Source organism: Enterobacter sp. A103, from assembly GCF_034427535.1.
Lineage (GTDB): Bacteria > Pseudomonadota > Gammaproteobacteria > Enterobacterales > Enterobacteriaceae > Enterobacter > Enterobacter asburiae_B.
On the sequence record NZ_JAXQPQ010000002.1, the window covers coordinates 679,012 to 693,044 of the forward strand.

General features: G+C 61.5%; 14 protein-coding genes. 4 read left to right on the top strand and 10 right to left on the bottom strand.

Translation table 11 applies throughout. From position 1 onward, the window contains the following. Nucleotides 1–19: 19 nt before the first annotated feature. The 4 genes from SPH27_RS08865 to SPH27_RS08880 form a co-directional block, all read right to left on the bottom strand. Entirely contained in the window at nucleotides 20–1,261 is a 1,242-nt protein-coding gene (locus SPH27_RS08865) for an LVIVD repeat-containing protein (protein WP_182072407.1), read from the bottom strand. A gap of 89 nt (nucleotides 1,262–1,350) precedes the next feature. Then, the gene (locus SPH27_RS08870) at nucleotides 1,351–2,415 is read right to left on the bottom strand and encodes a sugar ABC transporter substrate-binding protein (RefSeq protein WP_033144906.1); all 1,065 of its coding nucleotides are present in this window, start codon (nucleotides 2,413–2,415) and stop codon (nucleotides 1,351–1,353) included. A gap of 20 nt (nucleotides 2,416–2,435) precedes the next feature. Further along, nucleotides 2,436–3,431 carry an ABC transporter permease gene (locus SPH27_RS08875; RefSeq protein ID WP_023334863.1) on the bottom strand — a complete coding sequence of 332 codons (996 nt, stop codon included), beginning with the start codon at nucleotides 3,429–3,431 and terminating at the stop codon, nucleotides 2,436–2,438. Beyond that, a complete protein-coding gene (locus SPH27_RS08880; protein WP_182072405.1) occupies nucleotides 3,428–4,930 on the bottom strand; it encodes a sugar ABC transporter ATP-binding protein in 1,503 nt (500 codons plus the stop codon). The genes SPH27_RS08875 and SPH27_RS08880 overlap by 4 nt, the downstream gene beginning before the upstream one ends. Nucleotides 4,931–5,090: 160 nt before the next feature. Between SPH27_RS08880 and SPH27_RS08885 the strand changes: the two genes are divergently transcribed. From SPH27_RS08885 to SPH27_RS08900, 4 genes are all read left to right on the top strand, one after another. Beyond that, nucleotides 5,091–6,179, top strand: a complete 1,089-nt coding sequence (locus SPH27_RS08885) for an oxidoreductase (protein WP_182072403.1) — start codon at nucleotides 5,091–5,093, stop codon at nucleotides 6,177–6,179. A gap of 57 nt (nucleotides 6,180–6,236) precedes the next feature. Further along, nucleotides 6,237–6,980, top strand: coding sequence for an SDR family NAD(P)-dependent oxidoreductase (locus tag SPH27_RS08890; RefSeq protein WP_032661029.1), 744 nt, complete (start codon nucleotides 6,237–6,239; stop codon nucleotides 6,978–6,980). Between the two features lie 183 nt (nucleotides 6,981–7,163). Beyond that, nucleotides 7,164–7,469, top strand: coding sequence for a type II toxin-antitoxin system RelE family toxin (locus SPH27_RS08895; RefSeq protein WP_182072401.1), 306 nt, complete (start codon nucleotides 7,164–7,166; stop codon nucleotides 7,467–7,469). Then, nucleotides 7,441–7,845 carry a helix-turn-helix domain-containing protein gene (locus tag SPH27_RS08900; protein ID WP_029740113.1) on the top strand — a complete coding sequence of 135 codons (405 nt, stop codon included), beginning with the start codon at nucleotides 7,441–7,443 and terminating at the stop codon, nucleotides 7,843–7,845. Before SPH27_RS08895 ends, SPH27_RS08900 begins: the two co-directional genes overlap by 29 nt. On the opposite strand, the gene SPH27_RS08905 is transcribed toward SPH27_RS08900, so the two are convergent. The 6 genes from SPH27_RS08905 to entE all read right to left on the bottom strand — a co-directional run bounded on the left by SPH27_RS08905 (nucleotide 7,842) and on the right by entE (nucleotide 14,033). Next, entirely contained in the window at nucleotides 7,842–8,039 is a 198-nt protein-coding gene (locus SPH27_RS08905) for a YbdD/YjiX family protein (RefSeq protein WP_006809671.1), read from the bottom strand. The genes SPH27_RS08900 and SPH27_RS08905 overlap by 4 nt on opposite strands. A 96-nt stretch (nucleotides 8,040–8,135) precedes the next feature. Then, entirely contained in the window at nucleotides 8,136–10,241 is a 2,106-nt protein-coding gene (gene cstA, locus SPH27_RS08910) for a pyruvate/proton symporter CstA (protein WP_182072399.1), read from the bottom strand. 149 nt (nucleotides 10,242–10,390) lie between these two features. Continuing rightward, nucleotides 10,391–10,804 (bottom strand): proofreading thioesterase EntH, encoded by a 414-nt coding sequence (entH, locus tag SPH27_RS08915; protein ID WP_023310710.1) that lies wholly within the window; start codon nucleotides 10,802–10,804, stop codon nucleotides 10,391–10,393. A 1-nt stretch (nucleotide 10,805) separates the two neighbouring features. After that, nucleotides 10,806–11,561, bottom strand: a complete 756-nt coding sequence (gene entA / locus SPH27_RS08920; RefSeq protein ID WP_182072431.1) for a 2,3-dihydro-2,3-dihydroxybenzoate dehydrogenase EntA — start codon at nucleotides 11,559–11,561, stop codon at nucleotides 10,806–10,808. Next, nucleotides 11,558–12,412, bottom strand: coding sequence for an isochorismatase (locus tag SPH27_RS08925; protein WP_182072397.1), 855 nt, complete (start codon nucleotides 12,410–12,412; stop codon nucleotides 11,558–11,560). The genes entA and SPH27_RS08925 overlap by 4 nt, the downstream gene beginning before the upstream one ends. 10 nt (nucleotides 12,413–12,422) lie before the next feature. Next, nucleotides 12,423–14,033 (bottom strand): (2,3-dihydroxybenzoyl)adenylate synthase EntE, encoded by a 1,611-nt coding sequence (gene entE, locus SPH27_RS08930; RefSeq protein WP_207168009.1) that lies wholly within the window; start codon nucleotides 14,031–14,033, stop codon nucleotides 12,423–12,425.

The window sequence follows — 14,033 nt, forward strand, 5'->3', positions numbered from 1 at the left end:
TGAGGGCATCAAACCGCACTCATCCCAGATACTCAATCACCGACAGCCCGCCGTTATAATCCGTGCTGTAAATTATCCCCTGCGCATCCACAAACACGTCGCACGACTGGATCACCTGCGGGCGATTCGGCCTCGTGTCCATCATTCTCTCCGGCGCGGCGGGCACCAGCGCACCGGTTTCCACCGGTCGATACGGATTGGAAATGTCATATGCGCGCACGCCCGCGTTCTGATAGGTCGCAAAAATCAGCGTCGAGCTGATAAAGCTCCCCGGCCGGTTCTCATGCAGATTATGCGGCCCGAAGTGCGCCCCTTTCGCCACGTAGTCGGTTTCATCCGGCTGCGGGAAGGTCGAGATGCTGACCGGGTTCGACGGCTCGCGGATATCAAACAGCCAGATCAGCTTTTCGCCGTCCTCCTGGTTATCGAGCACCGCTTCGTCCAGCACCACCAGCAAATCGCGGTCCGGCAGCGGCAGCGCGGTGTGCGTCCCGCCGCCAAACGGCGGACTCCAGTTGCGGTGGCTAATCAGCTTCGGCCGGGTGCGGTCCTTCACGTCCAGCAGCGTCAGGCCGCCGTCGCGCCAGCTGCCGTAGGCGGTATCGCCCGCGATAATCGCGTGATGCAGCGCGTAGCGTTTCCCTTCCGGCCAGTTCGGCTTCTCCCCTTCGGCCTGGTTCATCCCCGGCAGCCACCAGCGCCCCGCCACTTCAGGCTTACGCGGATCGGCCAGATCGATGGTCAGGAAAATGTAGTCGGTAAAGCCGTCGATCAGCGCTGACACATACGCCCAGCGGCCGCCGACGTACCAGATGCGGTGGATGCCGATGCCGCTCAGCGACAGAAAGCCGATTTCGCGCGGCCTGTCGGGCGTGGAGATATCAAACACCCGCAGCCCGGCGCTCCAGCCTTTGTCCTGCACATCGCTGACGGTCTCCCCCACCTGGCGGGTGTAGTAGACCTTCTCGTCGGCAAAGCGGGCATCGGCAAACAGATCCCGGGCGTTAATCACCAGCAGCAGGTCGTCATGCGCCTGCAGGTGCACGTTCCAGGTGCCGGGCGGCGCGGGCACGTAGCCCGCCGCTTTCGGGTTTTTCGGGTCGCGCACGTCGACAATCGAAAAGCCCTGCGACACCATATGGCCGATATAGGCGAAACCGCGATGCACCATCAGCTGCACGCCGTCCGGGCGACCGCCCTGATCGCTATGGCCAATCAGCCGCATATTGCGGCTGTATTCTGGAAGGGGTACTTGCGTCACCGTTAGCTCCTTTGGGTTTTCCCCCTCTCCCTGCGGGAGAGGGCCGGGGTGAGGGCATCAGGCCGCACCTGACGCCACCCGGCCTGGTTTTATTTATTCTTCGCTTCCAGCGTCGCAAACCACGGCGCGATAAAATCTTCCGTCTGGCCCCAGCCCGGAATGATTTTCCCCAGCGACGCCACGTTCACCGGGCCCGGCTGAGCGGTCAGCAGCGCCTGAGGAATGGCCGCCGCTTTGAAATCGTAGGTCGCAGGCGTGGCTTCCCCGGCAATCTTGTTCGCCACCAGACGCACGTTAGTTGCGCCAATCAGCTTCGGATCCACCGCCACGCTCACCTTCCACGCGCTGCCCGGCTCGCGCATCAGCTGCAGATCCTGGTTAGAGATGTCGATGCTGTAGAGCTTAATCTCGGTGCGGCCGTTCTCTTTCAGCGCCTTATACGCGCCCTGGCTGAAGGCGTCCCAGGTTCCCCAGATGGCGTCGATTTTGCCTTTCGGGTATTTCGCCAGGATCGCACCCACCTTGTTGGCGGTATCGCCCTGCACGTCAGAGGACACGGCGCCGATAGACTCCAGCTCTTTGATGTCCGGATACTGCTTTTGCAGCTCTTTATAGGCCGCCTGACGACGCTCCATCGGCGGGAAGCCCGCCACCCACAGCTTGACGATATTGGCCTTGCCGTTAAAATCTTTCGCCAGCTGGCCGAAGGAGAGGTTCGTCAGGGAGGCATCGTCCTGCTGGGTGACGGTCACGCCCGGGATCTCACCGTTAACGGCGGTATCAAAGACGGCGACTTTGATCCCGGCATCCACCGCTTTCTTCACCAGCGCGGTGGAGTACGGATCGCGCCCCTGAGAGAGAATAATCCCGTCATACTTCTGGCTGATGGCCTGGTTCACGAAGTCCTGGAATTTGGCGTCGTCCCCGTTGCTTAAAAAGGTGCTGACCTTAAAGCCGAGCTTCTTCCCTTCCTGAATTGCGCCAGCAATAAACTGCGTGGTGTTGTCATCTGAGCCGAGGTTACGGATCACCGCGATGCGGATCGGGCCGTCATGGTTCGCAATGGCTGCCGGAAGCGGCGCGGGCGTGGCCGCGAAGCCTGGCAGAGCCGTGAGCAACCCAAGTGCCACCAAAGAGAGTGCAATCTTTTTCATTTTTTTATCCCGTTGTGTTGTCAGCGTTTTTGTATGTAGGTAATCGCCAGCGCTACCGCGAGCACCAGCCCTTTTATAATGTCCATGGCGTAATACGGCACGGAGAGCATCACCAGCCCGTTCGACAGCACGCCGAGAATGACCGCCCCAACCAGGGTTCCCAGCGCGTTCGGCTTGCCGGATCCGGCCAGCGAGAAGCCAATCCACGCCGCCGCCACCGCATCCATCAGGTATCCGCCGCCCGCATTCACCTGCGACGAGCCGATGCGCGAAGCCAGCAAAATCCCGCCCAGACCCGCCAGCAGCGAGGCAATCACGTAGGCCGCCACCTTGTAGCGCGTGGTGCGAATGCCGGAGAGGCGCGCGGCTTCGGGGTTACCGCCGATGGCGTACATGCGTCGGCCATGCGTAGTGAGCGACAGGCCCAGCTGCGCCAGCACGGTCACCACCAGCATGACGATCACGATGGTCGGCACCTGCCCCAGCAGGCTGAACGCCGCCGGAATGGTCCCTTCCGCCATGTCGCCGCTCGGCAGCACCATGTTCTCGGTAATCGACCCGCCGTAGCTGTAGGTCATCGCCACGCCCTGGATCACAAACAGGCTGGCAAGCGTCGCCAGCATGTCCGGAATACGCAGGATGACGATCAGGAAGGCGTTAAACAGACCCACCAGCGTGCAGAGCGCGAGGGTGATCAGAATCGACTCGGTGGTGCCAAAACCGTGCCAGACGAAAAGCGAAATCACCAGCGCGTTCGCCAGCGAGGCGGTGGATCCCACGGAGAGATCGAACCCGCCGATGGTCAACGAGATCGACACGCCAATGGCAATCACCGTCACGATGGCAATCGAGCGCAGAATGTTGATGATGTTGTTCGGATCGAGGAAGCTGTCCGACGCCAGGCCAAAGACGGCCACCAGCGCGACGACGGTTAACAGCATGCCCCACCTGTAGAGAAAATCGAAAATCTGCTGGCGGCCAGACGCCGCCGCGTTCACTGAAAGGGCCTTGCTCACGGCGCCGTTCCTCCGGTTGAATAATAAAGTAGTGTCTCTTCGCGGGCCTCGGCCCCGGCGATTTCCGCCACGATGCGCCCGTCCCACAGCACGCAGATGCGGTCGCACAGCCCGACCAGTTCGGCAAATTCGCCCGAGGCGTAAATCACCCCTTTGCCCTCGCGCGCCAGGCCGTCAATCAGCTGGAACAGGTCGGTTTTGGCCTTCACGTCCACGCCTTTGGTCGGCTCGTCGAATATCAGCACGCTGGCGTCATTGCGCAGCCATTTACCGATGGCGACCTTCTGCTGGTTGCCGCCGGAGAGACGGCGCAGCACCTGCCCCGGCCCACGCGCGCGCACGCCGACGCGGGCGATGACCTCTTCCGCCCAGCGCCACGCCTGACGATGGCCAAACAGGCTCCAGCGCGAAAAGCTGTTATCGGCGCACACGGCGAGGTTCATGCTCACCGGCTCGTCGATAAAAATGCCCTCTTTCCGCCTCTCCTCCGGCACCAGCGCCAGACCGCGCAGCACGGAGTCGGCCGGGTCGCGCGGCTGCCAGGATTGATGATTCAGCTCACCGCGCGCCACGCGGCTCTTGGTGGCGCCAAACAGCGCCTTGCAGAGTTCGGTTTTCCCCGCCCCCGCCAGCCCGGCAATCCCGAGAATTTCGCCTTTGCGCAGGTGCAGGGAGATATCTTTCAGCAGCGCGTCGTCGTGAAGCCCCTCAACGCGTAACAGCGTTTCGTCGCCGTGCGGCGGCCGCGCGGGCGGATAGATATCGCTCAGCACGTGGCCGAGCATCTTCTCGACGATCGCTTCGCCGCTAAGATCGGCCATCGGGCCGGACTCGATCAGCTTGCCGTCGCGCAGCACCGTCAGGGTGTCGCAGATGGCCTTCAGCTCGTGAATGCGGTGAGAGATAAACACCACGCCGATGCCCTGCTGCTTTAAACGTCTCACTACCGCAAACAGGCGCTCGCTCTCGTGCGCGTCCAGCGGCGCGGTGGGTTCATCAAGAATCAAAAAACGGCAGTGGTGGGACAGCGCCCGCGCCAGCAAAATCTGCTGCTTTTCGGCCAGCGAACAGCCGTCGATGGAACGGCGAACGTCCAGCGTCACGTCGAGCTGCGCCAGCGCCTGTCTCGCCTGATGGCGGATCGCGCGCCAGCTGAAGCGATGCCCCGGCTGCGCCAGCTGGTCGAGCATGATGTTTTCGGCGATGCTTAACCCCGGGATCAGCGCCACGTCCACCTCCTGCTGAACGAGATGGATCCCCAGCCGTTTGGCATCAAGCGGTTCGCGGATGCTCACCGGCTGGTTGTTGATGCTGATCTCGCCCTCATAGTGGTCGTGCGTGCCGCACAGCACCGCCATCAGCGTCGATTTCCCCGCGCCGTTGGCGCCGGTCAGCGCGTGTACGGATCCGCCGGTTAAGGTGAAATTCACGCGCGACAGCGCCTGAAAGCCGGAAAAGGCCAGGCTGATACCGCGCATCTCAAGGCGACTGGAAACCATCCGCGTAAATCCTTCATTACTCTTCTGATTTATCGAATTTTTCACAGCTCTGGTTGACTGACAACGACGGAAAAGGCATAAGTTAAAGCGAAATATTATTAGCCATCCGGATGTCCAGACATAACATCGGGTTAGCGCTTCGGCAAAAAAGGACACCATCATGAGCAACACCGATATCCGCGTCGTGCCTGGCCCGGCGAACTACTTCTCTCATCCCGGAAGCCTTGCGCAGCTGGATAACTTCTTTACCCCGGAACAGCTTTCCCGCGCGGTGTGGATTTACGGCGAGCGCGCTATCGAAGGCGCGCGCCCTTTCCTGCCGGCGAGCTTTAACGCGCCGGGAGCGAAACGCCTGCTGTTTAAAGGCCACTGCAGCGAGCGCGACGTCACCCATCTGGTGAATGAATCCGGCAGCGACGCCAGCGTGGTGATTGGCGTCGGCGGCGGCGCGGTGATGGATACCGTCAAGGCCGTGGCGCGCCGCTTAGGGGTGCCGTTTGTGGGCATCCCCACCATTGCCGCCACCTGTGCGGCGTGGACCCCGCTCTCCGTCTGGTATAACGATGCCGGTCAGGCGCTGCATTTTGAGATCTTCGACGACGCCAACTTCCTGGTGCTGGTGGAGCCGCAGATCGTCCTTAACGCCCCGGCGGAGTACCTGCTGGCGGGCATCGGCGATACGCTGGCGAAGTGGTACGAAGCGGTGGTATTGGCACCTGAGCCTGAGAACCTGCCACTGACGGTGCGGCTGGGCATCAACGGCGCGCTGGCGATCCGCGACGTGCTGCTGGCGCGCAGCGAAGAGGCGCTGGCCGACCAGCAGCGCGGCGAACAGACGCAGGCGTTCCGGGACGTGGTGGATGCAATCATCGCCGGCGGCGGGATGGTCGGCGGCCTGGGCGAACGCTATACGCGCGTGGCGGCGGCGCATGCGGTACACAACGGCTTAACCGTGCTGCCACAGACGGAGAAATACCTGCACGGCACCAAGGTGGCCTACGGCATTCTGGTGCAGAGCGCCCTGCTCGGCCAGGACGACGTGCTGGCGCAGCTGGTGACGGCTTACCAGCGTTTTAACCTGCCGACCACGCTTCGCGAGCTGGACGTCGACATCACTAACCGCGACGAGCTGGATAAGGTCATTGCCCACACCCTGCGCCCGGTGGAGTCGATTCACTATTTACCTGTTACGTTAACGCCTGACGTTCTGCGCGCCGCGTTTGAGAAAGTGGAATCCTTCAGCCGTTAATCGCGCCGACAGGCTATACCTAATGATGATTCTTACCACTCTCGTAACGAGGTCATCATGCAGATCGATTTAACAGGTAAAAAGGCGCTGGTTACCGGTGCCAGCCGCGGATTGGGTCGTGCGATTGCCCTGTCGCTGGCGCGCGCCGGTGCGGATGTGATTATTACGTATGAAAAATCTGCCGATAAGGCCCAGGCGGTCGCCGATGAGATTAAGGCGCTGGGGCGCCACAGCGAAGCCGTGCAGGCCGACAGCGCCAGCGCGCAGGCGATTCAGGATGCCGTCACCCATGCGGCGCGTTCTCTTGGCGGGCTGGACATTCTGGTCAACAACGCCGGGATCGCGCGCGGCGGTCCGCTGGAGTCCATGACGCTGGCGGACATTGACGCCCTTATCAACGTCAACATTCGCGGCGTGGTGATCGCCATTCAGGAAGCGCTGGTGCACATGTCAGACGGCGGGCGCATTATCAACATCGGCAGCTGTCTGGCAAACCGCGTGGCGCAGCCGGGCATTGCCGTTTACTCGATGACCAAATCGGCGCTGAATTCCCTCACCCGCGGGCTGGCCCGTGATTTAGGGCCGCGCGGCATTACCGTTAACCTGGTACATCCCGGGCCCACCAACAGCGATATGAACCCGGAAGACGGGGAACAGGCTGACTCTCAGCGTCAGCTTATTGCTTTGGGTCATTACGGTCAGCCGGAAGACGTCGCGGCGGCGGTCACGTTTCTTGCCAGTCCGGCGGCCGGGCAGATCTCCGGTACCGGCCTGGACGTGGACGGCGGTTTGAACGCCTGATCGCAATCTCACTGCAAGCCTCTGTCGTCCGGCAGAGGCGTTTCCGAGCGCCCTCGACGGTTCGCGTTTTGCCGCTTTCTCCGGTTATTTCCCCGCTCTACAGCACCCCATTAGAAATTCGGAATTTATCTAATAGCCTTATTATTTCCTTATACTTTGTGTGGGCGTACAGTGGAGGTACGGATGAAGATTGTCTGGTCCAATGGTGCAAAAAAGGCATTTTCCAGAATTGACGAGCGGTATCAGCGTCGAATTGAGGTAAAGCTCTCCGAGCTGGATGACCGCTCGGCTCCCCGGCCCGATATCAAAAAAATATCGACAACAGAAAATCATTTCCGGCTTCGCGTAGGCGATTACCGCATCGTCTATACGCTTCGGGACGATCCCGATGACCATTGTTATGTTTTGGCCGTCAAGCGCAGAACTTCAAAGACTTACCTGCATGAGGAGAGTGCCAACTATGGCTGTACAGCTAATCAAGGACGATAACGGGAAAACGCAGTACGTCGTTATTCCCTATCACGAATATTTTCGTATGCTCTTACAGATGGCAGAAATTGACGACGAAACCGACGACGATCTGGAGGATATTGAAGTCGAACACGATAGTCTGGATGACGTGGAATTGCCGGGAGAAGTATGCAGCATCATGACCTGGCAGAACGTCAGCCTGCAGGCCGCGTGGCGTATCCTGCGCGGCATGTCCCAGCAGGAGGTGGCTGAGAAACTCGGCATCACCCAGTCCGCCGTGTCACAGCTGGAAGCGCTGGACTCCCGTCCGCAAAAGCGCACCCGCGAAAAGCTGGCTGCTATCTACGGCTGCAAGCAGGAACAGATCAGCCTCTATTTACCGAAAGAGGGTTAACAGCACTTCGCCCCGCCCTTGCCGCCGTAGCGGGCGTCCTGGCGGTCGCGGAAAAATTCTTCGTAGGTCATGGGCGTCTGGTCCGGATGGTTGACGCGCATATGCTCGACGTAGTTGTCGTAGTCCGGCACGCCAATCATCATTTTGGCGGCCTGGCCCAGGTATTTACCTGCTTTGGATAGAGTGTCGAACATAATCAGTTTCTCGTTTGTTTCCGGCCCTCTCCCGGAGGGAGAGGGCGGAGAAGAAATGTAGGCCGGGTAAGGCGAAGCCGCCACCCGGCACACAGGTTAGTGCGCCCCTTTCGCCTGGGTCACAATCTCTTCCAGGTTTTCAGGCATCGGCTCGTACGGCGTCTCTTTCGCCGTTGGCTGATCGTTTTTCAACGCCGCCAGCGCGGTCTTGAGAGAATACAACGCCAGCACCACGACCACCACCATAAAGAAGATAGTCAGCCCGGCATCCAGACGGTTGTTAAACACCAGCTGGGACAGCTGCGACTCGGTGTACTGCGCCGGGATCTTGCCGCTGTCGATCATCGCCTGGAACTTGTTGGCGATCGCCAGGAAGCCCACCTTGTTGTCCGGGCTGAAGGCCTTCTGCCAGCCCGCCGTCAGGGTACAGATCAGCAGCCACGCGGTTGGCACCAGTGCCACCCAGGCGTAACGCTGGCGCTTCATCTTGAACAGCACCACCGCGCAGAGCATCAGCGCCATGCCTGCCAGCATCTGGTTGGCGATACCAAACAGCGGCCACAGGGTGTTAATCCCGCCGAGCGGATCGACCACGCCCTGGTGCAGGAAGTAGCCCCACGCCAGCACGCACAGCGCCGTCGCCAGCAGGTTAGCCGGGAGCGAATCGGTACGCTTCAGGTTCGGGGAGATCACCCCCAGCAGGTCCTGCAGCATAAAGCGCGCCGCACGAGTTCCCGCATCCACCGCCGTCAGGATAAACAGCGCCTCGAACAGGATGGCGAAGTGATACCAGAACGACACGTCCATCAGCCCGCCCAGCGCGCCGTGAAGAATATACGCCATGCCGACCGCCAGCGTCGGCGCTCCGCCCGCACGGGAGATAATCGACTGCTCGCCCACTTCACTGGCGATGCTCGTCAACGTATCAGGGGTAATCGCAAAGCCCCAGCCGCTCACCACCTGCGCGGCGGACGCCACCACGTCAACGGTGCCAGCCGGTGCCAGTACCGCCATCGGGCTGTTCATCGCGAAGTACACGCCCGGGTCGATGATACAGGCCGAGACCAGCGCCATGATGGCGACAAAGGATTCCATCAGCATGCCGCCGTAGCCGATCAGGCAGGCCTGATTTTCATTCGCCAGCATCTTCGGCGTGGTTCCGGATGCGATCAGCGCGTGGAAGCCCGACACCGCGCCGCAGGCGATGGTGATAAACAGGAACGGGAACAGGTTACCGGTCCAGACCGGGCCGGTACCGTCGATGAATTTGGTTAACGCAGGCATGGTCAGGGTCGGACGCATAATCAGAATGCCAATCGCCAGCCCGACGATGGTGCCGATTTTCAGGAACGTAGAGAGATAGTCACGCGGAGCCAGCAGCAGCCATATCGGCAGCACCGCCGCCACAAAGCCGTAGCCCACCAGCATCCAGGTCAGCTGGACGCCGGTAAAGTCGAAGAACGGCGCCCAGGTCGGGCTTTCCGCCACCCAGCCGCCGGAGATAATGGCGAACACCAGGAATACCAGGCCAATTACCGACACCTCACCAATGCGGCCCGGGCGCAGGTAGCGAATATAAATCCCCATAAACAGCGCCAGCGGAATGGTGAAGGCAACGGTATAGGTCCCCCACGGGCTGTGGGTCAGCGCTTTCACCACGATCATCGCCAGCACCGCGAGGATGATCACCATAATCATAAAGGTTGCCACCAGCGCAATCACCCCGGCGGTTGCCCCCATCTCCTCTTTCACCAGCTCACCCAGCGAACGCCCGTCGCGGCGGGTCGAAACGAACAGCACCATAAAGTCCTGCACCGCGCCCGCCAGCACCACGCCCGCAAGGATCCAGATCATCCCCGGCAGGTAGCCCATCTGCGCCGCCAGCACCGGCCCCACCAGCGGACCCGCCCCGGCAATCGCCGCAAAATGGTGACCGAACAGCACTTTTTTGTCGGTCGGCACGTAGTCCAGCCCGTCGTTATGGCGGACGGCAGGCGTCATGCGCGTCGCGTCAACGCCCAGAACGTTCTTCGCGATATAGCGGCCATAAAAACGGTAGGCGATCAGATAAATGCAGACGGAGGCGACGACGATCCAGAGCGCATTGATCTGTTCCCCCCGGTTGAGGGCGATATAGCCCAGGGCAAAGGCTCCCACAACGGAGAGCCCTGCCCATGTAAGGTATTTCCCTGAGTTGTTCATAGTTGTTGTCCGTTGTTGTGAAACAGTGAGATGTTACATTTTGTTTCTAGAACAACCGGAAAAATTTAACAACTTTGAAACGCAATAATGCGTGGTCAAACCAGAGATTTACACCACAGTGTTAAGCCGATCACTTTGATCTGCCTGGCTTAGCCCAACACCATCGTGCTCAACCGACAGGTGCAGCACCGCCGCCCCTGCTCGTCGAATACCACAATCTCCCAGCTCTGGCTCGACCGCCCCAGATGCAGCGGCTGACATACCCCGCGCACTTTGCCGTGAGAGACCGCACGATGGTGCGTGGCGTTAAGCTCCGTCCCCACCACGCTCTGACCGTCACGGGTCATCAGAAAGCCGGCCATCGATCCCAGGGTTTCCGCCAGCGCCGCCGACGCGCCGCCGTGCAGCAGGCCAAACGGCTGATGGGTACGCGCATCCACCGGCATCTCCGCTTCCAGCGTGTCGTCGCCGAGGCGGGTATAGACGATGCCGAGATGCGCCACCAGGGTGTTCAGGCTGGTCGCGTTCAGCTCCTCGAGCGGTAAATGACGTTTCCAGATCATCTTACGCCCCCAGCGTGGAGCCGCCGTCCACCACGATATCCTGCAGGGTGATATGGCTGGCGGCCTCGGAAGCAAGGAACAGCACCGTGCTGGCTATCTCCTGCGGGCGAGCGATTTTGCCCAGCGGAATGCCGAGCTTGAACTGCTCGCCAAAACCGCGAATACGCTGCTGCTCCGCGTCGTCGCTTTTCCACAGGGTGCGCTGCATATCGGTATCCGTTGAGCCCGGCGACACCAGGTTACAGCGCACGCCGCTGCCCGCCAGCTCCAGCCCGACGGTCAGGGCCAGGCTTTTCAGCGCCGCCTTCGACGCGCCGTAGGCGCTCATGCCGATGCGCGGCGCGTGCGCCGCGTCGGACGCCACGGTGACTATCGCCCCGCCCTGCTGGCGACGGAACTGGCCCATCGTCTGCTGGAACAGGTTGAACGCGCCGCCGACGTTGACCGCGAAGGTCTGCTGCCAGTCCTCCTGCGAAAGCTGGTCCGTCGCCCCCATGCGCAGAATGCCCGCCGCGTTGACCAGCACGTCCAGCCGTTCAAGCGACGCCAGCGCGCGTCCGCACACTTCATGCACCTGCGCGGCATCCGCCACGTCCAGGGTTTCAGTGGCGAACGGATAATCCCCCAGCGGAAAAGCCAGATCGAAGCCGGTCACCCGTGCGCCCGCCTCCACAAACGCCAGCGCCGTCGCGTAGCCAATCCCCTTACCCGCGCCCGTCACCCAGACGGTTTTACCGGTGAAATCCAGCCCCATCACTTCACCTCGCGGGACAGCAGCGCCCACCAGGCGTCGATGGTTGGATTTTTGGCCAGCATCACGAAGTCAATGTCGCCGTGCACTTTGCGCCAGCGGGCGGCCAGCGCCATCATGCGCACCGAGTCCAGACCGTAGTCGATCAGGTTTTCGTCATCCATCGGCTCGTCGGACTCGTCCAGCAGCGGCAGGATCAGCTCACGCAGCGCGGCTTTGGTCGCCGGAACGGACGGCAGCAGCTCGTCGGTCATCACCACGCGGCCCGAGCGTCCGGCAACGTAGGTGAGCGACATCAGGTGCTCGTCACGGGTGAAATCCGCCAGCGCGTCGGCGATAAAGAACGGCTTGATGTCGCGCATAAAGGCATCGGTGGCGGTGGTCATACAGCCGATGTGGGCGTAAACGCCGGTAATCAGCAGCTGGTTGCGGCCGGTTTCTTTCAGCATCTGCTCCAGCGGCGAGCGGTGAAACGCGCTGTAGCGCCACTTCACCAGCACCGTGTCCGCTTCGTCCGGGGTCAGTTCGCGGACAATGCGCTGCTGCTCCGGCGAGCGGGTCAGGCCCGGCCCCCACATGTCGTTCAGCAGGGCGCGGTCTTCGTCGCTCTGCTCTTTCGGCTGAGCGGTGTAGTACACGGGAATATTGTGCGCTTTGCAGTAAGCGCGCAGTCTGGCGATATTCGCCACCACCTGCTGCATCATCGCGCTGTTTTCACCCCAGAAGTTCAGGAAATACTCCTGCATATCGTGGATCAACAGCGCGGCACGTTCAGGCTCAAACGCCCAGTTTACTTTACTGGTCGGCAACTCTGCGGCGGTCGGCAGCGCGTAAGCGGTTAATTTTGGAATGGCCATACTCTGTTCCTCAGCCCCGGGCGCGTTCAGCAAGCCACAGGCGCAACTGTTTCTTATCGACTTTGCCGACCGGCGTCAGCGGGAGCGCATCCACGCTCTCCACGCGGTCCGGCAGCTTGAATTCGGCAACGCCCTGCTCGCGCAGGAAGCGGCGCACCTCGACCGCGCGCAGGGGCTGTTTCACCACCAGATACGCACAGCTTTTTTCGCCCAGCAGGCTGTCCTCCATGCTCACCAGCGCGGCGTGGATCACCGCCTCGTGGCGCAGCAGCAGGTTTTCAATCTCTTCGGCGGCGATCTTCTCGCCGCCGCGGTTGATCTGATCCTTCTCGCGCCCCTGCACGGTGATGTAGCCCTGCTCGTCGATGGCGATCAGATCGCCAGAGCAGTAAAAGCCGTCGGCGTCAAAGGCGCTGGCGTTGTGTTCCGGGCTGTTGAAATAGCCGCGGAAGGTATACGGCCCGCGCGTCATCAGACGCCCGACCTCACCGCGCGGCAGCGGGTTGCCGTGTTCGTCCGCCACCCACACTTCGTCGTCCGGGCACATCGGGCGACCCTGAGTGTTGATGATGCGCTCCGGTAAGTCGTCGAGCGCGGTGTAGTTCACCAGCCCTTCCGCCATGCCGAACACCTGCTGAAGCTGGCAGCCGATTTCCGCCGGAATGCGCGCCGCGAGCGTGGCGGAGAGGCGTGCGCCACCCACCTGCAGCAGCCTGAGGGATTTGAGCTGCGCGTTGCCCGCGCCGTCGGCAATCGCCTGCAGCCAGAGGCTTACCGCCGGAGGAACCAGCGAGGTGACGTTAATCTGATGCCGTTCAATCAGCGGGAAGCAGAGCGTGGCGCTCGGATCGTTCGCCAGCACCACGCAGCCGCCGGCGGTGAAGACGCCTAACGATCCCGGCGAGCTCATGGCGTAGTTATGCGCCGCGGGCAGCGCGTTCAGATAACGGGTGTGTGCATTGATTCCGCAGATCTCGTTGCTGCGGCGGATGCTGTAGTCGTAGTCGTTATGCGTGCGCGGGATCAGCTTCGGCGTGCCGGTGCTGCCGCCGGAAAGCTGGAAAAACGCCACTTCGTCAGCGGGCGTCGGGTTCGGAATGAAGTTATCCGCCGGACGCGCAATCGCCGCTTCCAGGGCGTGTTCGTCCTTATCGCCGCGCAGCAGTACAAGGCGTACCGAGCGATGCGCATCCACAAAGGCGTTGAGGAAATCATCGCCCGCAAACAGCGCGTGGTCGCGATCGCCAATCAGCACGGCGGGTTTGATCTGCTCCGCGTAGGCGTTCAGCTCGCTGCGCTGATGGCTAAAGAGCGCGTTAACCGGCGCGACGCCAATTTGCAGCAGCGCAAAGAAAGTGACGTAGAACTCGGCCACGTTACCGAGCTGCACCAGCGCGGTCTCGCCGCGCTGCAGCCCGCGCACCTGAAGAGCGGACGCCAGGTTGTTCACCGCCTGATTAAACGCGCGGTAGGTGATGTGCCGCTCGCCGTCGACAATCGCCACGGCATCGCTTTCAGCGCGATCCGTCAGGATGTGGGTCAGCGGCAGATCCTGCCAGTAGCCTTTTTCGCGGTAGCGGCGGGCGAATTCCTCAGGCCAGCGGGTAAAGGGAATGGTCAT

Excerpts from the sequence above, each read along its gene's own strand:
- entE (WP_207168009.1), bottom strand. The coding sequence starts at position 14,033 with ATGACCATTCCCTTTACCCGCTGGCCTGAGGAATTCGCCCGCCGCTAC.
- SPH27_RS08925 (WP_182072397.1), bottom strand. The coding sequence starts at position 12,412 with ATGGCCATTCCAAAATTAACCGCTTACGCGCTGCCGACCGCCGCAGAG.
- SPH27_RS08895 (WP_182072401.1), top strand. The coding sequence starts at position 7,164 with ATGAAGATTGTCTGGTCCAATGGTGCAAAAAAGGCATTTTCCAGAATT.
- SPH27_RS08900 (WP_029740113.1), top strand. The coding sequence starts at position 7,441 with ATGGCTGTACAGCTAATCAAGGACGATAACGGGAAAACGCAGTACGTC.
- SPH27_RS08885 (WP_182072403.1), top strand. The coding sequence starts at position 5,091 with ATGAGCAACACCGATATCCGCGTCGTGCCTGGCCCGGCGAACTACTTC.
- SPH27_RS08880 (WP_182072405.1), bottom strand. The coding sequence starts at position 4,930 with ATGGTTTCCAGTCGCCTTGAGATGCGCGGTATCAGCCTGGCCTTTTCC.
- SPH27_RS08890 (WP_032661029.1), top strand. The coding sequence starts at position 6,237 with ATGCAGATCGATTTAACAGGTAAAAAGGCGCTGGTTACCGGTGCCAGC.
- cstA (WP_182072399.1), bottom strand. The coding sequence starts at position 10,241 with ATGAACAACTCAGGGAAATACCTTACATGGGCAGGGCTCTCCGTTGTG.
- SPH27_RS08905 (WP_006809671.1), bottom strand. The coding sequence starts at position 8,039 with ATGTTCGACACTCTATCCAAAGCAGGTAAATACCTGGGCCAGGCCGCC.
- SPH27_RS08870 (WP_033144906.1), bottom strand. The coding sequence starts at position 2,415 with ATGAAAAAGATTGCACTCTCTTTGGTGGCACTTGGGTTGCTCACGGCT.
- entH (WP_023310710.1), bottom strand. The coding sequence starts at position 10,804 with ATGATCTGGAAACGTCATTTACCGCTCGAGGAGCTGAACGCGACCAGC.